This window comes from Dermacoccus sp. NHGro5 (assembly GCF_017565385.1).
Taxonomy (GTDB): domain Bacteria; phylum Actinomycetota; class Actinomycetes; order Actinomycetales; family Dermatophilaceae; genus Dermacoccus; species Dermacoccus nishinomiyaensis.
This window is the reverse complement of sequence record NZ_JAGEKQ010000026.1, coordinates 88824-110074: the sequence shown is the minus strand read 5'-3', so window position 1 is coordinate 110074 and position 21251 is coordinate 88824. Positions and strand designations below refer to the sequence as shown.

General features: G+C 70.2%; 15 protein-coding genes. 3 read left to right on the top strand and 12 right to left on the bottom strand.

Features of this window, described 5'->3' with window-relative positions:
• Positions 1-56 precede the first annotated feature (56 nt).
• Together nrdR and J4Z35_RS11500 are read right to left on the bottom strand one after the other, a co-directional pair.
• Positions 57-515 (bottom strand): transcriptional regulator NrdR, encoded by a 459-nt coding sequence (gene nrdR / locus J4Z35_RS11505; protein ID WP_006946570.1) that lies wholly within the window; start codon positions 513-515, stop codon positions 57-59.
• A 310-nt stretch (positions 516-825) separates the two neighbouring features.
• The gene (locus J4Z35_RS11500; RefSeq protein ID WP_131940810.1) at positions 826-1254 is read right to left on the bottom strand and encodes a LysM peptidoglycan-binding domain-containing protein; all 429 of its coding nucleotides are present in this window, start codon (positions 1252-1254) and stop codon (positions 826-828) included.
• Between the two features lie 337 nt (positions 1255-1591).
• Here J4Z35_RS11500 and lexA point away from each other — a divergent pair, with 337 nt between their 5' ends.
• On the top strand, positions 1592-2308 hold the full coding sequence (lexA, locus tag J4Z35_RS11495; protein ID WP_006946650.1) for a transcriptional repressor LexA: 717 nt from the start codon (positions 1592-1594) through the stop codon (positions 2306-2308).
• A 90-nt stretch (positions 2309-2398) separates the two neighbouring features.
• Here the strand turns inward: lexA and J4Z35_RS11490 are convergent, their stop codons facing one another.
• Positions 2399-3232, bottom strand: coding sequence for a Sir2 family NAD-dependent protein deacetylase (locus J4Z35_RS11490; protein WP_208065578.1), 834 nt, complete (start codon positions 3230-3232; stop codon positions 2399-2401).
• A 70-nt stretch (positions 3233-3302) separates the two neighbouring features.
• On the opposite strand from J4Z35_RS11490, the gene J4Z35_RS11485 reads away from it, so the two are divergent.
• A complete protein-coding gene (locus tag J4Z35_RS11485) occupies positions 3303-4235 on the top strand; it encodes a LysR family transcriptional regulator (protein WP_062258691.1) in 933 nt (310 codons plus the stop codon).
• On the opposite strand, the gene J4Z35_RS11480 is transcribed toward J4Z35_RS11485, so the two are convergent.
• The 9 genes from J4Z35_RS11480 to hflX all read right to left on the bottom strand — a co-directional run bounded on the left by J4Z35_RS11480 (position 4226) and on the right by hflX (position 20389).
• Positions 4226-6712 (bottom strand): ComEC/Rec2 family competence protein, encoded by a 2487-nt coding sequence (locus J4Z35_RS11480; RefSeq protein ID WP_074040523.1) that lies wholly within the window; start codon positions 6710-6712, stop codon positions 4226-4228. The genes J4Z35_RS11485 and J4Z35_RS11480 overlap by 10 nt on opposite strands.
• Complete coding sequence (locus J4Z35_RS11475) at positions 6709-7599, bottom strand: ComEA family DNA-binding protein (protein WP_082740959.1); 891 nt, start codon at positions 7597-7599, stop codon at positions 6709-6711. Before J4Z35_RS11475 ends, J4Z35_RS11480 begins: the two co-directional genes overlap by 4 nt.
• Before the next feature lie 144 nt (positions 7600-7743).
• On the bottom strand, positions 7744-8919 hold the full coding sequence (locus tag J4Z35_RS11470) for a DegV family protein (RefSeq protein WP_074040524.1): 1176 nt from the start codon (positions 8917-8919) through the stop codon (positions 7744-7746).
• A complete protein-coding gene (gene leuS, locus J4Z35_RS11465) occupies positions 8919-11789 on the bottom strand; it encodes a leucine--tRNA ligase (RefSeq protein ID WP_062258681.1) in 2871 nt (956 codons plus the stop codon). Before leuS ends, J4Z35_RS11470 begins: the two co-directional genes overlap by 1 nt.
• A gap of 225 nt (positions 11790-12014) precedes the next feature.
• The gene (gene rpsT / locus J4Z35_RS11460; protein WP_006944584.1) at positions 12015-12275 is read right to left on the bottom strand and encodes a 30S ribosomal protein S20; all 261 of its coding nucleotides are present in this window, start codon (positions 12273-12275) and stop codon (positions 12015-12017) included.
• Between the two features lie 201 nt (positions 12276-12476).
• Complete coding sequence (holA, locus tag J4Z35_RS11455; RefSeq protein ID WP_074040525.1) at positions 12477-13448, bottom strand: DNA polymerase III subunit delta; 972 nt, start codon at positions 13446-13448, stop codon at positions 12477-12479.
• Positions 13449-13511: 63 nt separating this feature from the next.
• Entirely contained in the window at positions 13512-15860 is a 2349-nt protein-coding gene (locus tag J4Z35_RS11450) for an ATP-dependent DNA helicase (RefSeq protein WP_074040526.1), read from the bottom strand.
• A gap of 117 nt (positions 15861-15977) precedes the next feature.
• Positions 15978-18710 carry a glucosidase gene (locus J4Z35_RS11445; RefSeq protein WP_074040527.1) on the bottom strand — a complete coding sequence of 911 codons (2733 nt, stop codon included), beginning with the start codon at positions 18708-18710 and terminating at the stop codon, positions 15978-15980.
• A gap of 152 nt (positions 18711-18862) precedes the next feature.
• Positions 18863-20389 (bottom strand): GTPase HflX, encoded by a 1527-nt coding sequence (hflX, locus tag J4Z35_RS11440; protein ID WP_006944588.1) that lies wholly within the window; start codon positions 20387-20389, stop codon positions 18863-18865.
• 173 nt (positions 20390-20562) lie between these two features.
• On the opposite strand from hflX, the gene J4Z35_RS11435 reads away from it, so the two are divergent.
• Positions 20563-21228: a methyltransferase gene (locus J4Z35_RS11435; RefSeq protein ID WP_006944580.1), complete on the top strand. Its 666-nt coding sequence runs from the start codon at positions 20563-20565 to the stop codon at positions 21226-21228.
• Positions 21229-21251: the final 23 nt, after the last annotated feature.

The window sequence follows — 21251 nt, the reverse complement described above, 5'->3', positions numbered from 1 at the left end:
GGTGAGCTGGTACGTGAGGGTGATCTGGGGGGCGCGCCCTCGGCAGGCGCGCGGGGTCAGGACGCCGAGGCGGCGTACTGACGCAACTCGCTGACCGCCGTCTCGAAGTCCTCGAGCGATTCGAAGGCCTGGTAGACGGAGGCGAAGCGCAGATAGGCGACGTGGTCGAGTTCGCGCAGGGGCCCGAGGATCTCGATGCCCACGTCATGGGCGTCGATCTCGGCGGCGCCCTTCGAGCGGATGGACTCCTCCACCTGCTGGGCGAGAACGGCCAACTGGTCGTCGGTGACCGGGCGGCCCTGGCACGCCTTGCGAACCCCGGACATCACCTTGTCGCGCGAGAATGGCTCGCTGACCCCGGAACGCTTGACGACCGTGAGACTCGCGGTCTCCATCGTCGAGAACCGCTTGCCGCAGTTCGGGCACTGACGGCGCCGCTTGATGCAGGTGCCGTCCTCGCTCGAGCGCGAATCGACGACTCGGGAGTCGGTGTTGCGGCAGAACGGACAGTGCACGTCAAACCTTCCGACGGGGCTGGGACACTCGGGACGACGGCGCTCCACCCCGGGATTCCGGCCTCAGAGCGCAGATGCACATCAGCGGAGGAGAATCAACATCTAGGGGGAAGCGGGGGCCGAGGCCCCACATGTAGAGATATTAGGCCCCTGAGACCCGACGCGCAACAGCACCGAGGCCGCGTCCACTCGCCCTGCGCAACCTCGCGACGACCCCCGCCACTCGTGCGCCGCGGAATCCTGCGCCAGCCGGGGGAAGGCGACTCACGCCCCCTCGAACCCTCGAACCGACGATGGCGATCGTCACACTTCACGGTGCGGGGATGATCACCTTCTGGCCGGCCTGCACCTGCGACGAGCCGAGGTTGCTCTCGTGCTCGATCGCGACGACCGCCTGGTCGTTGCGCACGCCCGGCATCTCACGCGCCGCGATCTGCGAAAGCGTCTCCCCCGCGCGAACGGTGACCTCGTGCCGCTGCGTACCGTCGACACCGCTCGCCATCGCCCGGCCCGCGAGGATGGCACCCGCCACGACGACGAGAGCCACGCACACGGCCGTGAAGCGACGACGGGCGAAACGAACGCTTTGAGAGTTCGTGACCACCTGCACCGCGCCACCCGTGGGCACGAGGTGGAGGTGCGAGCGGGATGCCGCAGCGTCGACCCGCGCCACGCGGCGCACGTCGACACCCGAACCCAGCACGGGCTCACGTCGAACTGCAGTACTCGAAGCAACCATCGGAACCACTCCTTCTCTCGGGACACCCCCGAGGCGCCGCCACACCGTCACCGGTGCGGCTTCCTCACGCGACCCGGTCAGCCCGGAGGGACCGAGCGAACACGCGTGCGATAGAACAACTGTACGACACCCGAACGTGCTTTCGAACGGCGCGCACGGGTTTCTTCGTACACATTTTTGAAAACTGTGTGCGACACCGCGTACTGTGGGTGATGTCAGATACACAAGCACCGCGCACCGACAACCCCGTCATGGCGGGCATTTCCATCCCGCCGGAGGGTGCACGTGTCGCCACCGCGACCACCGACGTGCGACGAGGACCAGGAGGGGTCACACCATGGGTGACGTTCATTCGATGCAGGAGCGCACGCCGGGCAAGCTGACGCCACGCCAGCACAAGGTGCTCACCGTGATCCGACGTTCCGTCGACGAGCGCGGCTACCCCCCGAGCCTGCGTGAGATCGGCGAGGCCGTCGGTCTGACGAGCCCGAGTTCGGTGGCCCATCAGCTCGCCGCACTCGAGCGCAAGGGATACCTGCGCCGCGACCCGAACCGCCCGCGCGCCATGGAGGTCGTCTCCCCCGACTCGGGTGCGGCGACCCGCGGCTACCGCGGCAACGCCGTGTCTGCGCTATCCGAGTCGCAGCACGACGAGACGGGCTCGGGCGACGAGCGACCCACGCCGTCATACGTGCCGGTCGTCGGCCGCATCGCGGCCGGTGGCCCGATCCTCGCCGAACAGGCCGTCGAGGACGTCTTCCCGCTACCGCGTCAGATCGTCGGTGACGGCGAGCTGTTCCTGCTGCGCGTCGTCGGCGACTCGATGATCGATGCGGCCATCTGCGAGGGCGACTGGGTCGTCGTGCGACGCCAGGCCGACGCCGCCAACGGGGAGATCGTCGCGGCACTGCTCGACTCGGAGGCCACGGTCAAGACGCTGCGCCGCAGCGAGGGCAAGACGTGGCTCATGCCCGCGAACGAGGCCTACTCCCCGATCGACGGCGACCACGCGAGCATCATGGGCAAGGTCACGGCCGTCCTGCGCAGCATCTGAGGCGCTGGCCGCGCCGCGCGGATCGGTCCAGCGTGTGGTTGCAACTCGACTCTCAGCCCCTTCTGCGCCCCGACGTTCGACGCCGAGACGTCAGGACGTCGCGAGGTCGAGCCCCAGCGCGTCGCACACGGCGGTGAGGGTCGGGCCGAGGGGTTCGCGCACGACGAGGTCGACCCGCTCCTCGCCACGCATCGCGCCGAGCCCGACGAGGGCGACCGGCTTCTGCTGCTTGAGGGCGGCGAGCACGAACCGGTACCCCGACATCACCTTGAGCGAACTGCCGAGCACGAGCACGCCCCGGCAGCGTTCCACTGCCCGCATCTGCGCCTCCACGACCTCAGGAGCGACGGACTCACCGAACATGACGACGTCCGGCTTCACCGTCGTGGCCGTGCAGCGCAGGCACGCCGGCACGATGACACCGCGCTCCAGCTCGACCGCGACGTCCGCGTCGCCGTCGGCGAGCAGGCGCGCCTGCGTCGGCAGCTGGGGGTTGAGTTCGCGCAGGCGTACCTGGAAGCCACGGCGCCCTTCCCGCGTCCCGCACGCGACGCAGACGACGTGCTCGAGCGACCCATGCAGCTCGGTGACGTCGCGGGCACCGGCACGCGCATGAAGGCCGTCGACTTTCTGCGTCACGAGGTGATCGACGAGGCCGCCACCCTGCAGTCGCGCCAGCGCGACGTGCCCGACGTTCGGTTCCGCCGCGTCGAAGATCTCCCAGCCGACGGCACTGCGCGCCCAGTACCGTTGACGCGCCTCGTGGGTGGCGAGGAACTGTTGGTATGTCATGGGAACCGTGCGGCGCGTGCCGTCGGGGCGCCGGTAGTCGGGGATGCCGGATTCGGTCGAGATGCCGGCGCCGGTGAGGACGAAGAGCCCTCCCGCGCGCACGAAATCGGTCAGTTCCGCGACGCCGCTCATCATCCTGCCCCTCCCATAGGTCTGCGTTCGATTGTCTCAACAATGGATAAGAGCACGTTATTCTTGGTGCATGATCGATGCAGCCGGGCTCCGCGTCATGAAGGCGATCAGCGACGAGGGCAGCTTCACCGCCGCCGCTGCCGCTCTCGGCTATTCTCAGCCGGCCGTGTCGCAGATGGTGCGCCGTCTCGAGGAGAAGACCGGGACGGCTCTAGTGGAGCGCCTCGGCCGCTCGGTGCGGCTGACGGAGGCCGGGCAGGTGCTGGCGCGCACTGCGACGCCCGTCCTCAGTGCCCTCGAGGCCGCCGAGAGTGAGGTCGCCGCCATCGCTGGGTTGCGCGCCGGGCGGGTGCGCCTCATGGCGTTCCCGTCGGCATCGTCAACGCTCGTCCCGCGCGCCCTCGCACTCGTCAAGGAGCGGTTCCCAGACGTCAAGGTCAGCTTCGCCGAGGCCGAACCCCCGGAATCCCTGGCGAGCCTGCGTGCCGGCGATTGCGACGTCGCCGTGGCGTTCACGTACGACGACGCGGACCCGCTCCCCGCAGGCGAGGACCTGGACCCGTTCCTCACCCGCGGGCTCCTGCACGACGACGTGCGTCTCGCCGTCCCGCGCGATCACCCCCTCGCCGCAGCCGAGAGCGTCCGCATGGAGGAGCTCAGCGACGCCTCGTGGATCGCGGGGTGCCCCCGATGCCGTGGCCACCTCGTCAGCCTCGCCCAGGGCGCCGGTTACGCGCCCGACGTCGCGTTCGAGACGGAGGACTATGTCACCGTTCTCGGCCTCGTCGCGGAGGGCCTCGGCGTCGCGCTCATTCCCGAGCTGATCCTGCGCTCCACGTCGCATCCGGACGTCGTGACGTTGCCGCTGCTGCCGTCGAGCCGGCGCTGCGTGTTCGCCGTGACGACACCCGACCTGCAGCGGGTCCCCGCCGTCACCGCCACCCTCGAAGCCCTCGCCGACGCGGCAGCACGGGTGCCGAGCGCGCAGCACGCTCATCGCTGAGCCTGCAGGCTGATCGAGCCACCCGTCGCGAGGGCGTCCACGTCACCCTGCGTGTCGGTACGCCACACCCGCGCGTCGTGCCGGGCCAACAGTTCGAGCGTCTTCTTCGTCGGGTGACCGTAGTCGTTGCCGGCGCCCACCCCGATCACGGCCTGACGCGCGGCCGCCGCCTCGTAGAGGCGCTCGTTCTGGTTGGAGCTACCGTGGTGCGCCACCTTGACGAGGTCGAACGCGCGTCGCCGGGCGCTCTGACGCACCTGTTCGATCACCGCGGCCTGCGCCTCACGTTCGCAATCGCCCAGCATGAGCGCGTGATACGCGGGCGCCGATACGTCGAGCACGAGTGAGGCGTTGTTCTGCACCGACCCCTCCGTCATGACGCGGCGCGGCCACAGCACCTCGATCGTCACCTCGCCGATGACGAGGCGTTGTCCCGGTGCGAGCGCCCCGAGCGAAGCCCGAGGCTGTTCGAGCGCTGCTTGCACCGAACCCAACGCGCCCTGCTCGCCGCGCGATCGTGACGACGCCGCTGTACCGCGGCCTTTGAGTCCCTCACTCTCCTGAGCGCCCTCCATGACCCACGTTCCGAGGACCGCCACCGGAGCGTCGGAAGCACGCAAGACCTCAGCCAGTCCGCCCACGTGGTCGGCGTGGAAGTGGGTGAGGATGACGGCGTCGAGCGTCGTGATGCCGTGGCGCTCGAGGCATTGCGCGGGATGGCCGTCGGCAGGCCCCACGTCGATCATGACGGCGCGCGTCGCCCCGGTGCGCACGAGCGCGGCATCCCCCTGACCCACCGCGCACTGCGCATAGACCCACGCGGGCGGTGCGGCCGACTCCCCCGGCAACGGCGCGAGCACAGCCGCCAGGAGCGCCCCCGCGACCCCGAGCGCGACGAGACCGAAGCGACCGGTGAAGACGATGGCCCGCCACGCGCACAGGAGCACGGCCACGACGACAATGGCGAGCACGACTCCGGCCAGCCCCGGGAGCCAGGGCACCGAGCCGCCGGGGACGGCGTCAGCGAGGCGGGCCACTGCGCAGATCACCCAGGTGGGCAGCCCCGGCAACCACACGAGCCACCCTGCGAGCGTCGGAGCGATGACGGCGACGGTCGACACGATCATGCCACCGAGCGTCGCCGGCGCGACGAATGGCTCGGCCGCGACGTTCGCGGGGATCGAGACCCACGACACCGACGAATTGAGGGCGACGAGCACCGGCAGGCACAGCGCCTGCGCGGCGAGCGGGACGCAGGTGATCTCGACCATCCCGTCGACGAACCGGCCGCGCCGCGAACCGAGCTTCGTGAGCAGGGCCTGCGACCAGCGTCGCGCGAACAGAACGAGCCCGAGCGTCGCCAGCGCCGACAAGGCGAAGCCGACGCTGACGGCAAGCCACGGATCCCACACCAACAATCCGACGATGGCTGCCGCGAGCGCCGGGCAGGCGGCGCGTTCGCGTCCCCACGACGTGCCGAGCACTCCCACGGCACCCATCGCGGCCGCGCGCACCACGCTCGGTTCGGGTCGGCACAGGACGACGTACGCGGCGAGCGCGACGAGAGCCAGGGCCACCCGCACCCGACGTGACGTGCGCGACCACCCCAACAACCACATCGTCGCGACGAGGACGACCGTCACGTTCGAACCGCTCACGGCGTTGAGGTGCGACATGCCGGTGGCGTTCATCGCGTCCGTCAGGTCGTCCGGTAGATGGGCCGTGTCGCCCACGACGAGCGCGGGCAACAGGCCGGCGGGGTCGTCCGGCAACTGCGACGAGGCGCCGACGAGCCCGGCCCGAACAGGTTCGAGTGTCGTCACCACCCAGGGCGGAGCGCCGACGACGTCCGGGGCACCGTTGACCTGCACGACGGCGCGCGCCGCCCCGAGACGCTGCGATGGGGCCAGACGCCCGCGCGCCCGCAGGTGGGACTGCCAGGTGAGGTTCGTCCACCGACGATCGCCGACGAGGATGACGGGCGTCGCGACCTCCTGCGTGCGTCCGTGCGCCGTGATGCGGTCGATCTGGGCCGGGACGACGAAGCGCTCGTCGCCTCCGGCGCCGACGACCCGGTGCGGCTGGCCCGTCACTCTCGCCTCGAGTGTCGCGACGGCGCGGTCACGGGCCAGCGTCGTCACCGGCCCGGCTTCCTCGTGCGCCAACGTCACCTGCGCCGCAGCGAGGACGATCGTCGTCAGCGCGATGACCAGCAGCGCCCAGAGCGCCCACCCCGACCCGTGGGATGACGCCGGATTCTCGTCATCCTCGCCCTCGTGCCGGGCTCGGGCTGACTGGTCCGCCCGTAGACCAGGCAAGCGCGTCCCGAACGCGAGGGCCCCGGCGACGATCGTCACGAGGGCGAGGACGACGACCACGATCGCGGGGTCGGGGCGAGCCGAGAGCAGGGTGGCGAGGGCCGCCCAGGCGACGCACGCGGCCGACAACAACCGCATGTCGTGGCCGCCGAGACTCACACGGTGACCTTGCTGCGCAGGCGATCGAGCATCTTGTCGCCGATACCGGAGACCTCACCGAGTTCGTCGACGCTCGAGAACCGACCGTTCTTCTCACGCCACTCGACGATGCGCTGCGCGAGAACCGGCCCGACCCCGGGCAACGCGTCGAGCGATGTCGCGTCCGCGGTGTTGACGTTGACGACGCCCCCGGCCGCGGCCCCGCCACCGGGCGCTCCCGGAGCAGTCGGGCCCGCCACGGCCGCCGGAGCGCCCGGTGCGGTGGCCCCTGCAGCCGGCGCCACGGGCACCGGCGGGGGGACGCTCTCGCCCGGGCGGGGGACGTGGACCTGCTCCCCATCGGCGAGCGGCCGAGCCAGGTTGATCGCCGTCGCGTCGGCACCCGACATCCCGCCGGCCGCCGTCACGGCATCCGCGACGCGGCTTCCGGCCGGCACCTGGACGACGCCCGGGCGCCGCACCGCCCCGACGACGTGAATGCTGAGAGGCGCGCCGCTCGTCGCGCCGGCGACCGAAGCCATGGCAGTGCTGTGAGACGGCGTCGACGCAGCACCCCTACTCCCCGTCGTCGCCACGCTGGCGCTCCCGGCGATACGCGGCGATGACGACGCGATGAGCGCCTTCGGTGCCGCACCGTCATCTCCGGAACTGAGCAGCAGACGCAGCCCCAGCACGGCGACGGCGAGCACCGCGCACACGCCGATGAGCAGGGCAGCCGGACGCGAGGGACGCCATCGGGCGTCCTCGAGGCCGTCCGGTGCTCGGACGAGTCGGCGGGCGGTGCGTTCCGGTTCGGGCACCCACGTCGGTTCGTGGCGGGCGCGTTCGATCTCGGCGAGCACCTCGTCGAGCCGGTCGTCGGTCTCGGGCAGCGTTCTGCGGGTCATGCCTCGACGGTAAGAAGCCCCATCCCTCCACGCTCGCTGACGCGAGCCGAAGGTGTGGAAACGCGTGCAGGCGCGTGCCGGATGGGCCCGTGGCCGTCACAGCTGTGGAAGAGGCGCGCCCGATGCGGCTCGCAGCAGCCTTCGTCAGCCCGGCGGTTCCGGCATCACCGCGACGACGGCGCCGAGTGCTCCGGCGCCCACGTGCGCGGTGACGACGGCTCCCAGGCGCGCCTGCACCGGCGCCATCGCCCACCGCACGGCTGACGACGACGCGGCGTCGGCCTCCGCTGCAGCGCGGGCACCGTCGCCCCGTGTTCCGTCCGGCGAGGACGCTCCGAGCGCAGCCACGTCGCCAACCTGGTCGGCCGCATCGGGGCCCGCCGCGCCTGGGGCACCGTCCGCTCGCGGACCCGCAGCCCGGCTGCCCGGCCGGGCCGGCCCCGTCGCATCGTCACCGGTGCCCCCAGACGAACCGGTCGAGCTCGCTTCAGCGGAACGCGCTTCACCGTCCCGCCCCGCCCCAGGGGACGCGCCACCGCCCAACCGGTCGACGAGCACCTGCGCCAACTCGGAGTGCTGCAGCGAGTGCACGGCGCAGACGCGTTTGCCCTCGCCGAGGTTCTCGGCCTGAGCCAGAGCCCACGTCCCGAGCCGCTCGACGGCCTTGCCCCGCGATCGCACGCGCGTGAGCGGCGCGATGACGCCGTCGTCGACCTGCAGCAGCGGTTTGATCGACAACGCCGAGCCGAACAGAGCCCCGGCTCGCCCGATCCGCCCGCCGCGGCGCAGCGGTTCCAACGAGTCGACGTAGAACGCCGTGCGCGACGACGCGCACGTGGCGCGCGCCGCCTCGGCCACGGCGTCGACGTCATACCCGGCCTGCGACCAGCGCAGCGCCGCGAGCACGCCGAAACCGAGCGCCATGCCCAGCGTGCGCGAGTCGACAACCTCGACGTCCAACCCCGCCTCGAGCGACGCCAGCCGCGCCGAGCTCACCGTCGACGACAACGCCTGCGATGCGTGCAGCGACACGATGCTCGTGCATCCGGCGTCCGCGAGCGCCCGGTAGGCCTCGACGAACGCCGCCGGTGACGGGCGCGACGTCGTCACCGCTATCCCCTCGGCCTGTGCGGAGGCGACCGCGTCAGCCCCCAACTCGTCCTCGGGGCGCGTGACGTCGCCGATCGTGACGTTGAGCGGCGCGACCCTCAGCAGGCTCGCCGCGTCAGGCGCGCAGCCTGCGACCAACTCGGCGGGGAGGCAGGCGGTCGAGTCGGTGACGACACCGACCCGACCGGCCCTGCCACCGGCTCGAGCCATCAGCCCGCGACGATGTTGACGAGCTTCGGCGCGCGCACGATGACCTTGCGCACCTGCTTGCCCTCGAGGAAGTTCTGCACCTTCTCGCTGGCGAGCGCCGCGGCCTCGAGGTCGGCCTCGCTGATGTCGGCGGCGACGTCGAGACGGTCACGCACCTTGCCCGCGACCTGGACGACGGCGACGACGGTGCCCTGCACGAGGTGCGCCGGGTCGGCTGTCGGGAACGGCTCGAACGCGAGGCTCTGCTCGTGTCCGAGGCGGCGCCACAGCTCCTCGCCGAGGTGCGGGGCGAGCGGCGCCGTCATGAGGACGATGGCCTCCGCGGCCTCGCGCGGCACGGCGTCGAGCTTCGTCAGCGCGTTGTTGAGTTCGATCAGCTTCGCGACGGCCGTGTTGAAGCGCAGGTTCTCGTAGTCGCCGGTGACGCCGTCGATCGTGCGGTGCACGAGGCGTGTCGTGGCCTCGTCCATCCCCTCCTCGTCGACCCGCAGCTCACCGGTGTTCTCGTCGACGACGTTGCGCCACAGGCGCTGCAGGAAGCGCTGTGATCCGACGACGGCGCGCGTCTCCCACGGTCGCGAGGCGTCGAGCGGACCCATCGACATCTCGTAGACGCGGAACGTGTCGGCACCGTAGGTGTCGCACATCTCATCGGGCGTCACGACGTTCTTGAGCGACTTGCCCATCTTCCCGTACTCGCGGGTGACTCGCTGGCCCTGCCACTCGTAGATCGTCTCGTCGCCCTCGACGCGCTCGCGCACCTCCGCGGCCGGCACGGGTTGGCCGCGCCCGTCGCGGAAGGCGTACGCCTGGACCATGCCCTGGTTGAACAGCTTGCGGAACGGCTCCTCACTCGAGATGAGGCCGAGGTCGAACAGCACCTTGTGCCAGAAGCGCGCGTACAGCAGGTGCAGGACGGCGTGCTCCGCGCCACCGACGTACAGGTCGACGCCGCCCGGGTCGTTCGCGACACCCTTGCCGAAGCCGCGGCCCTTGCCGAGCCAGTACTCCTCGCACCCCGCGTCGACGAAGCGCTCGGTGTTCGCGGGGTCGGCATAGCGCAGCTCGTACCAGCACGAACCGGCCCAGTTGGGCATCGTGTTCGTCTCACGCGTGTACCTCTTGACACCGTCGCCGAGGTCGAGTTCGACGCTGACCCACTCGTCGGCGCGCGACAGCGGCGACTCGGGCATCGACTCGGCGTCCTCCGGGTCGTACGTCTTCGGCGAGTAGTCGGCTACCTCGGGCAGTTCGACGGGCAGCATCGACTCCGGCAGCGCGTGGGCCGTCCCGTCCTCGTCGTAGACGATCGGGAACGGCTCGCCCCAGTAGCGCTGACGCGAGAACAGCCAGTCGCGCAGGCGGTACGTGGTCGTGCCCGTGCCACGCTCGTTGGCCTCGAGCCACTCGATGACCTTCCTCTTCGCCGTCTCGATGTCGAGCCCGTCGAGCGACAGCCCGGCCGTCGACGAGTTGATCGCGGCGCCCTGGCCCGTGTACGGCTGATCCTCCGGGTGGCCCTCGCTCGGCTGGACGGTGCGCACGATGTCGAGGCCGTAGGCCTGCGCGAACTCCCAGTCACGCTCGTCCTGCGCGGGCACGGCCATGATCGCGCCCGTGCCGTAGCCCATGAGGACGTAGTCGGCGACGAACACGGGCACCGCCCGACCCGTCACGGGATTCGTCGCGAAGGCACCGGTGAACACACCCGACTTGCCCTTCTCCCCCGCCTGACGCTCGACGTCGCTCTTGCGCGAGGCCTCACGGCGGTAGGCGGCGACGGCGTCGCGCGGCGTCCCGGCACCCGCCGTCCACGACTCATTCGTCCCGGCTGGCCAGGCTTCCGGGACGATCGTCTCGAGCAGCGGGTGCTCCGGCGCGAGCACCATGAACGTCGCGCCGAAGATCGTGTCGGGACGCGTCGTGAAGACCTCGATCTGTTCGCCCGAACCGGCCTGGGTCGCGACGTCGAAACGCACCGACGCGCCGTTGCTGCGCCCGATCCAGTTGCGCTGCTGCAGCTTGATCGACTCGGGCCAGTCGAGGCGCTCGAGATCGTCGACGAGACGGTCGGCGTAGTCGGTGATGCGCATCATCCACTGCGGCAGGTTGCGCTTGAACACCGGGAAGTTGCCGCGCTCGGTGCGGCCGTCCGCCGTCACCTCCTCGTTCGCGACGACGGTGCCGAGGCCCGGCGACCAGTTGACGGGGGCGTCCGACTTGTACGCCAGGCGGCGCGCGTTGATCGCCTCAGCGCGCCCAGCGGCGTCGAGGTCGCCCCACGCCTCGCCCGACGGCGTCGCGACGCGGCCGCTCTCGTACGCCTCGACGAGGGTGTCGATCGGGCGGGCCTTGCTCTCGTCCGGGTCGTACCAGGCGTCGAAGATCTGCAGGAAGATCCACTGCGTCCACTTGTAGTACGACGGGTCGATCGTCGCGAACGTGCGGCGCGCGTCGTGCGACAGCCCGAGCTGGCGCAGCTGACGACGCATGTTGACCATGTTGTCCTCGGTCGTCTTGCGCGGGTGCTGGCCCGTCTGAACGGCGTACTGCTCGGCAGGCAGCCCGAACGCGTCGTAGCCGAGGGTGTAGAGGACGTTCTTGCCCTGGGTGCGCTGATAGCGCGCGTAGACGTCCGTCGCGATGTAGCCGAGCGGGTGACCGACGTGCAGCCCCGCACCCGAGGGGTAGGGGAACATGTCCTGGATCATGACCTTGTCACGCCCGGCGACGCCCTGCTCGTCCGCCCACGGTCCGCTCGGGTTGGGGGCCTCGAAGGTGCCTGCCTCCTCCCACGCGTCCTGCCAGCGGCGCTCGATCTGCCCCGCCAGTTCCGCGGTGTAGCGCTGGCTGTGTTCGGTCTCGCTCAAGGGATCGTCCTCACATCGCGTCGGTGCGGGCAGGCCCCGCGAAAGTTCCGGCTCATTATGTCAGGGCGGCCGGGGGCACGTCGTCGGCGTTTTCCCGCGCTGGCCGGTTCGGGCAGCGCGTCGCCTCGTCCTCGGCCCGCCCGGGCCCTGGCATGACGAAGGCCGCCACCTCGGGAGGTGACGGCCCACGTCATGCGAAGCGCTTCTCGCGAAGCACCACGGCGATCAGATCTGGTTGAGCTGCTTCGCCATGGCCGACTTCTTGTTGGCGGCCTGGTTCTTGTGGATGACTCCCTTGGAGACAGCCTTGTCCAGCTTGCGCGAGGCAGCAGCGAGGGCCGTCGACGCGGCGTCCTTGTTGCCGGCCTCGACCTCGGCGCGGAACTTGCGGATCCACGTGCGCAGTTCGGACTTGTAGGCCTTGTTGCGCTCGGTACGAATCTCGTTCGTCTTGATCCGCTTCATCTGCGACTTGATGTTTGCCACGAAAATCTCACTTCTTCGGTCGAATGTGTTCTGTCGTGAGGGCGACAGACGGCCTCTCGGATATGGCGTGGGGACACCTGGCGATGAGAGACCGCTGGTTACTGCTGTTGCGTGTGCGCACGACCTGAGCCCACACGCACTCGCTCAAATCTACCAGCCGAGCCACTGCGCGGCGCAATCGGGGCGGCGGGCCCGAGGCCGTCAGTGACGCTCGCTCGGCGCGTGGCGCTGACGACAGATCTCGAGGACCACGTGCTCGACGGCGTACTGCGGATCGCGTCCACCACCCTTGACGGCGAAGTCGGCCGCGGCGACGGCCTGGATCGCGCGTCCGAGACGGACGCCGTCCCATCCGCGCGACGCCGTCCGCGCCTTGTCGACCTGCCAGGGTGGCATCCCCAGCTGCTTCGCGAGATCCGCACTGCGTCCACTGCCGGCCGAGGCGACCTTGGCGACCTGGCGCAGCTGCGAGGCGAGGACGGCGACGATCGGCACGGGATCGACCCCGGAGGCGAACGCGTGGCGCAGCAGCCGCAGGGCCTCGGGCGCGTTGCCGGCGACGGTCGCGTCGGCCACGCGGAAGCCCGTCGCCTCCACCTTGCCGCCGTGGTAGGTGCCGACGGTGTTCTCGTCGACGACGCCGCTCGTGTCGTCGACGAGCTGACGGCACGCCGCGGCGAGCTCTGAGGTGTCCTTGCCGGCCGCCTCGAGCAGCGCCCGCACGCCCTCGGGTGCGATGCGGCGGCGTGCGCGACGAAACTCGTTCATGACGAACGCCGACTTGTCGCGATCCGACTTGATCGCCGGCGCCTCGATGACGCGCGCCTTCGCCCTCTTGAGTGCATCCAGCACGCGCTTGGCGCGGTTGCCGCCCTTGTGCAGCACGATGAGGTTGGCGTCGTCGAGACCGACCTTCAGCGCGTCCTCGAGCTCGTCGACAAGGGCGTCCGGCGCCTCGTCGAAGTCACGCACGACGATGACGCGGCGCCCACCGAACAGGCTCGGCGACAACTCCGTCGTGAGACGCCCGGGCTGGTACTCGGCGACGTCGATGCGCACGATCTCGGCCTCCGGGTGCGCGGCCGTGATGGCCTCGAGGCTCTCCTCGACGGCGCGCTGGGCGAGGATGCGCTCAGGCCCGGTGACGAGGATGATCTGCGGGACGTCGCTCATGCCGTCACCCTCTCACTCGCCACCGACAACGCGCCCGCGCCACACCATGCGCCATCCGCCACGTCAGGATCCCTGCGGGCGCAGGCCGAGCTGTTCGCAGCGCGCGACGACGGCGTCCTCGCTCATCTCGAGGTGATCGGCGAGTTCGTCGAGCGTCAGGCCCATGCCGATGCCCTCGCGCAGTTCCTCGTCGGCCTCGGCCGTCCAGGCGTGCCCGTCGGTGACGGCGGTGCGGGCGCTCTCCTCGACGGGGGCAGGCTTCGGCGGGGGTGCCTGCAGCGCGCTGGCGGTGCCCATGCCGCTGACGCCGGCCGCCTGCGCCGCGGCCAGGGCCCGGGAGCGCGCCTCCTCACGCCTCGCCCCCGACGCGGCGTCGGCACCGGCCTGCCCGGCCTGCTGTGACGTCGCGGGTTTCTTCGTCGGCGCCTTCGTCGAGCGGGTGCCGGCCTCCGCGACGGCGCGGATCGGGGGCGCGTTCTCGTCGAGGCGCGCGAGGGCCTTGAGGATGAGCGCGCGATCCGTCGTCGGCCAGAACGGTGGGAGCGACCGCTGCAGGAACCCGGCGTAGCGCGCCGTCATCATGCGCGAGTCGAGAAAGGCGACGACGCCGCGATCGTCGGCATGACGGATGAGGCGACCGGCACCCTGCGCGAGCCGCAACGCCGCGTGCGTGCCGGAGACTGCCATGAACCCGTTGCCACCCATCTTGGCGATGGCCTGCGAGCGCGCCGAGGCGAGCGGGTCGTCGGGGCGAGGGAACGGGATGCGGTCGATGATGACGAGCTGCAGGCTCGAACCGGGCACGTCGACGCCCTGCCACAGCGTCATCGTGCCGAACAGGCAGGTGTTCGCGTCGGAGGCGAAACGGCGCACCAGCGTGCCCATCTGGTCCTCGCCCTGGCACAGGACGGGGAAGTCGTCGCCGAGGCGTTCACGCATCGCCTCGGCGGCGCTCTGCGCGGCGCGCATCGAGGAGAACAGCCCGAGCGTGCGCCCGCCCGCGGCGCGGATCAACGTCTCGATCTCGTCGAACGCCTGCTCGGACATGCCGTCGCGCCCCGGCGCGGGCAGGTGCTGCGCGACGTAGGCGATGCCCTGCTTGGGGTAGTCGAACGGTGAGCCGACGTCCAGGCCGTTCCACGCCGGGCCACCCGCGCCGCGCAGGCCGAGCGTGCCGGCGACAGCGTCGAAACTGCCGCCCAGTTCGAGGGTCGCCGACGTCATGACGACGGTCCGCTCGCCGAAGATCTTGTCGCGCATGAGCATCGCGACGCTCATCGGCGCGACCCTAAGCGCCGTGATGTTCGCGCGCGCATTGTGCGAGATCCACAGCACGTCGAGTTCGCGTTCTTCGAGGATGCGCTCGCAGGTGGAGAAGATGTCCTCGATCGCCGCGCGCGCCATCTGACGCACGCCGTCGTTGTCCTGCGGGTTCTTGGGCTTGAGCTCGCTCGCGATCGAGCGTGCCGCGTCGAGGATGGCGCGGATCGCCATCTCGAGCGGGTCGGACAGCCCGAGCAGCCGCCCTTCCTGGTGTTGCTCGAGGGCGTCCTTGAGCAGGTCGGCCGAGCGCTTGAGGTCGTCGGTGTCGGCGAGGCGCCCGCACCGTTTCGCGGCGGCGCTGATCGTGCCCGTCGTCAGCTCGTCGGTGATCGTCGCCGTCACCCGATCGACGAGTTCGTGCGCCTCGTCGACGACGACGACGTCGTGCTCGGGTAGCATCTGGCGGCCCTCGAAAGCATCGATCGCCATGAACGAATGGTTCGTGACGACGACGTCGACCTCCTTCGCGTCGGCACGCGCCAGCTCGACGAAGCACTCCTCGACGACGGGGCACTTGCTGCCGAGGCATTCGTGGCTGGAGACCGACACCTGCCGCCATGCCTTCTCCGAGACGCCGGGCACGAGCTCGTCACGATCCCCCGAGTCGGTCTCGTTCGCCCACTCGCGCAGCCGGACGACCTCGCGGCCCGTGCGACCCGCGTCGGCGTCGACCTGGCCGACACCGAGCAGCGTGTCGGCGTCGTCGTCGGGGTAGCCGCCCGTCAGCTTGTGCTGGCACAGGTAGTTGCGCCTGCCCTTGACGAGCGCGTACGTCGGACGCCGCCCGAGCAGCGGCTCGAGGGCATCGGCGAGGCGTGGCATGTCGCGGTCGACGATCTGCGCCTGCAGCGCAAGCGTCGCTGTCGCGACGACGGCCGGCTTGTTGACGTCGAACGCGTGCCGGATCGCGGGAACGAGGTAGGCGAGCGACTTTCCGGTGCCGGTGCCCGCCTGGACGAGCAGGTGCTCGCCCGTCTCGATGGCGTGCTCGACGGCCTGCGCCATCTTCGCCTGGCCGGGGCGCGGCACCCCACCCACCCCACTGACGGCGGCAGACATGAGCTCATCGAGGGAGGGCAGTTCGGGCATGCCCCAACCCTAGGCCAGCGCGTACCGCGGCACCGACTCGAGCGCGCCGGGGCTGTGGATCAGCCTGCGCCGCCACCCTGACGGCGCCCCCAGCCGTCACGACTGGGGACGACGACGTCACTCCCCCGGCAGCAAACCGGGCAGCGCCGGCGCGTGGTCGGAGCAGATGTAGTGCGCGACGAGCGCGGTCCAGCCCGTCTGGTGCGCGGCGCCGAGGCCGACGCCGGTGTCACCGTGGAAGTACTCGCTGAACGTCACGTGCTCGTCCCACAGCGGGCCCTCGGGGTACTCGCGCTGATCGCCCGGGCGTCCGTTCGGCCCGAGACGGAACAGGTTCGTCAGGCGATCCTCGAGGTCGAGCACGATGTCGGACAGCTTCATGAACCGGCCCGAGTTCGTCGGGTATTCGTACTCGGTGTCGCCAGGCGTCGAGGCCGCGTAGAGGCGCAGCGCGTCGACGACGAGGAAGTTGACGGGAAACCACACAGGCCCACGCCAGTTCGAGTTACCGCCGAACAGGTCGATGTCGGACTCGCCCGGCGTGTAGTGGATCGACATCTCCCGCCCGCCGATCTGGGCGGTGTACTCCTCGCGGTAGGCGGCCGACAGCGAACGGATGCCGTATTCGGAGAGGAACTCCTCCTCGTCGAACAATCGCTTGAGCAGCAGATCCCGTCGGCGCTTGGAGATGAGCGACAGCGTCAGCTTCTCACCGCCCGAGTCGTGCTCGGCCTGCGCGATCGCCTTCATCATCGCGGGCTCGCGCTCCATCATCCACTCGACCTCACGGACGAAGTCGGGCAGTTCGTGCTGCACCCAGCTCGGCGCGATGAGCACGGCCATGAGCGGCAACAACCCCACCATCGAACGCACGCGAAGCTGCGTGATGTGGCCTGCCGGGTCGGACAGGGCGTCGTAGAAGAAGCCGTCCTCCTCGTTCCACAGGCTGGAGACGACGTCGGGGCTCGTGCGGTCCATCGCCCGGGCGAGGTTGATGAAGTACTGCAGGAACGTCGTCGCGGCGTTGTCGTAGCCGCGCTCGCGCCGCGCGAGCTCGAGCGCCATCCGCAGCATCGACTGGGAGAAGAACGCCATCCAGCTCGTCGCGTCCGACTGTTCGAGCTTGTAGCCGGGCGGCACGTCGGTGGAGCGGTCGAAGAGTGTGATGTTGTCCATGCCGAGGAAGCCGCCCTCGAACAGGTACGTCCCGTCGGCGTCCTTGCGGTTGACCCACCACGAGAAGTTGAGCAGCAGCTTGTTGAACACCTGGATGAGGAAGGACTGATCCTGGCCGCCGTCGATGGCGTACACCTGCCAGCACGCCCAGGCGTGGACGGGCGGGTTGACGTCCTCGAACGCCCACTCGTACGCGGGCAGTTGGCCGTTCGGGTGCTGCGCCCACTCGCGGCACATGAGGACGAGTTGATGCTTGGCGAACTCGGGGTCGATGTGCGCGAGCGGCACCGTGTGGAACGCCAGATCCCACGCGGCGAACCACGGGTACTCCCACTCGTCCGGCATCGAGATGACATCCGCGAGCGCCAGGTGCCGCCATCCGACGTTGCGCCCCGGGCGCCCGTCGAGGCCGGTGACGCGCGACAGCGGCGGCGCCTCGCCGGCCGGGTCGCCGGCGAGCCACTCGTCGACGTAGTAGCGGTAGAGCTGCTTGCCCCACAGCAGACCCGCGAAGGCACGACGCGCGATGTGCCGGTCGTCGGGCGAGGCGGAGGTGGGGATGACGGCGTCGTAGAACTCGTCGGCCTCGTCGCGGCGCGTGCGCATGACGATGTCGAAACCCTCACCGAATGCGGGATCGCCGGGCGGCGGCTCCTGGTGGGCGGTGCCCTTCGGTTGGTGCGCGGTGGAACGGCCCACCCCGCGCATCCGCAGCCTGACGGTGACGCTCTCGCCCGGGCCGATGTCGTCGAAGTGGTACCAGAACCCGACCTTCGTGCCGTAGTCGAGGCGGATCGCCTCGCTGTCACCGTGCACGATGCGAGCGTCGAAGCCGTCCTTCGTCAGCTCACGACGGTTGAACTCGTGGCCGAAGACGGCACCTTCGTTCGTCTCGTTGTCGCAGAAGATGATGCGCGGGCTGCCGTCGGCATGCAGCTCGTAGTCGCCGAGCCAGCCGTGCTCGGCGCGCACGGTGTTCGCGTCGACGAGTGAGATCGACGGCTCCCGGTCGTCGCGACCCCACGACCAGGTGTTGCGGTACCAGGCCTGCGGGACCAGGTCGAGCGGTGCAGCATCGGGCCCGTGGTTGGTGACGGTGTACTCGAGGCACAGGTCGGTCGGGTTCGCCTTCGCGTGCTTGACCTCGACGTCGAAGAAGCGATTCTCGGCGAAGACACCCGTGTCGATCAGCTCGTACTCGTCGTCGGTTCGCGAACGCTGCGCCGCCTCGGCGCGCAGATGGTTGTAGGGAAATTTGGCCTGTGGGTAGCGGTAGAGCCAGCTCGCCCACGAGTGCGTCGGCGTCGCGTCCGTCGGCCACCAGACCTCCTTGACGTCCTCGCCGTGGTTGCCCTCGTTGTTCGTCAACCCGAACAGGCGTTCCTTGAGTCGGTCGTCCTTGCCGTTCCACATGGCGAGGGAGACGTTGAAGAAACCGAACCGGTCGCACAATCCTGCGAGGCCGTCCTCGCCCCAGCGGTAGGCGCGCTGGTGCGCCTGGTCGAACGGCAGATACGCCCACGCGTTGCCGTCGGCAGAGTAGTCCTCGCGCACCGTCCCCCACTGCCGCGACGCCATGTACGGCCCCCACAGCCGCCAGGGGTCGCTGTCCTTCGGCGCCTGGGCGAGACGGCGGTGCTCCGCGGTGGCGGTAGGGCGGGAAGTCGGTGACACCCCCGCATTTTAGGTGAAGTGTGGGACACACCACCGCGCCGTCTGACAGGTGAGCCACCTCACCGCGTAGGCGCCGACGAGCCACCACCCTCACGGGAGCGTGACAGTGGTGGCTCGTCGTCGGCCGCCGCTGAACTCGCGACGGCGTGGCTTCAGGCGTTCGTCAGGTACGCCTGGAGTTCACCCTCGAGCTCCGGCATCACCTTGGCGTGGACGTAGGTGCCCTCGCCGCGGTGCTCGATCGAGAGGACCTCCGCGTCCGCGTGGAGGCGGCTGAGCAGGTCGCCGCGCTCGTACGGCAGCAGGACGTCGACGCGGCGCTCCGGCTTCGGCAGCTCGTCGGCGATGAGCTGGAGCAGCTCGGGCAGGCCCGCGCCGGTGCGCGCCGACACCGCGATCGCGTACTTCTCGTGGCGCATGAGCCGATCGATGACGTCGGGGTCGGCGACATCGGCCTTGTTGATGACGATGATCTCCTTGACGTCGCTCGCATCGACATCGGCGAGCACCTCGCGCACCGCGGAGATCTGAGATTCGGGGTCGGGGTGCGAACCGTCGACCACGTGCAGGAGCAGGTCGGCGTCCGCGACCTCCTCGAGCGTCGAACGGAACGCCTCGACGAGCTGGTGCGGCAGGTCGCGCACGAACCCGACGGTGTCGGCGAGGGTGTAGGCCCGCCCGTCAGCCGTCTCGGCGCGACGCACCGTCGGATCGAGCGTCGCGAACAGCTGGTTCTGCACGAGCACGCCCGCGTTGGTGAGGCGGTTGAGGATCGAGCTCTTGCCGGCGTTCGTGTACCCCGCGATGGCGACGCTCGGCACGTTGTTGTTACGTCGGCCGCTGCGCTTGGTGTCGCGCGTCGTCTTCATCTCGGCGATCTCGCGGCGCAGCTTCGCCATGCGCGTGTTGATGCGACGACGGTCGAGTTCGATCTTCGTCTCACCCGGACCGCGCGAACCCATGCCCTGACCGCCCGCGGCCTGACCGCCGGCCTGACGCGACATCGACTCACCCCAACCGCGAAGACGCGGCAGCAGGTACTGCATCTGGGCGAGCTCGACCTGGGCCTTGCCCTCCTTGCTCTTCGCGTGCTGGGCGAAGATGTCGAGGATGAGCGCGGTGCGGTCGATGACCTTGACCTTGACGACGTCCTCGAGCGCGCGTCGCTGGCTGGGCGCCAGCTCGCCGTCGGCGATGACGGTGTCGGCACCCTCGGCGATGACGATCTCCTTCAGTTCCTCGGCCTTGCCCTTGCCGAGCCAGGTGCCGGGGTCGGGTCGCAGCCGGCGCTGCACGACGCCGGCGAGCACCTCGGAACCGGCCGTCTCGGCCAGCGCGGCGAGCTCGCGCAGCGAGTTCTCCGCGTCCTCGGCGTTGCCCTCGCTCCAGACGCCGGCGAGGACGACCTTCTCCAGGCGCAGCTGGCGATACTCGACCTCGGAGACGTCCTCCAGCTCGGTCGACAGACCGTGGACACGTCGAAGCGCCGCGCGTTCTTCGCGCTCGAACTGGTCGCCGTCATAGGCGTCGACGACGAAGCCGCGCTCGTCGTAGGTGGGGGTCGCGTCGTCACTGTCGGCGAGAGCCTGGGCTCGGCGGGACAGGAAGTCGGCGGGGTTGCGCTCGTTCAGGGCTGGATCCTCACGTCGAAGGTCGTCGTTCGTTGCGGTGCGGTTCATTGTCTCGCAAGCGAGAGCCGCACCAGCATCGTCGCAGGAGAGAACGTCCGGGGCCACCGATTTAGTCCCGTCGTGCATGGAGGCAGCGGCCGGTCGTCGGGGCTGATCGCCTCGGGTGGCTGCCTGGTTGCGGCTTCCGGATGCCCCACGGACACGCCGTAGGCTGGGCCCTGATGAACGACCACTACTTCAGCGCCGAGCCCGCCTCCGCCGACGAGCGTCGCACCCTCACGCTCCGCCTCGCCGACCGCGCGGTCTCGATGACGACAGCACCCGGCGTCTTCTGCCCCGATCGCCTCGACGCCGGTACCGCCGTCCTGCTCAACCACGCTCCGACGCCGCCGCCGAGCGGGACGTTCCTCGACGTCGGTTGCGGGTGGGGCCCGATCACGACGACGCTCGCGCTGCGCTCCCCGTCAGCGCAGGTCTGGGGCGTCGACGTCAACCGTCGTGCGCTCGACCTGTGTGCCGACAACGTTGCGGCGCAGGGGTGTTCGAACGTCGCCGTCGCGCAGCCGTCGCAGGTGCCGGACCACGTCCGGTTCGACCTCATCTGGTCGAACCCGCCGATCCGGGTCGGCAAGAAGGTGCTGCACGAGCTGTTGCTGACATGGCTGCCGCGCCTCGTCGTAGGCGGGCACGCCTATCTCGTCGTGCAGCGCAACCTCGGCTCGGACTCGCTGCAGAAGTGGCTCGCCGAGCAGCTCGGCTCGTCGTATGCGATCGAGCGGCTGACGAGCGTCAAGGGATTCCGCATCCTCGCGATCGAACGCCTCGACGACGGCGGGCCGCTGCCGCTGCCGGCGTCCGACGACGTCAGCCGCAGCAGCGACGCCTGACGCGAGCGGTCACAGAGGCAGCC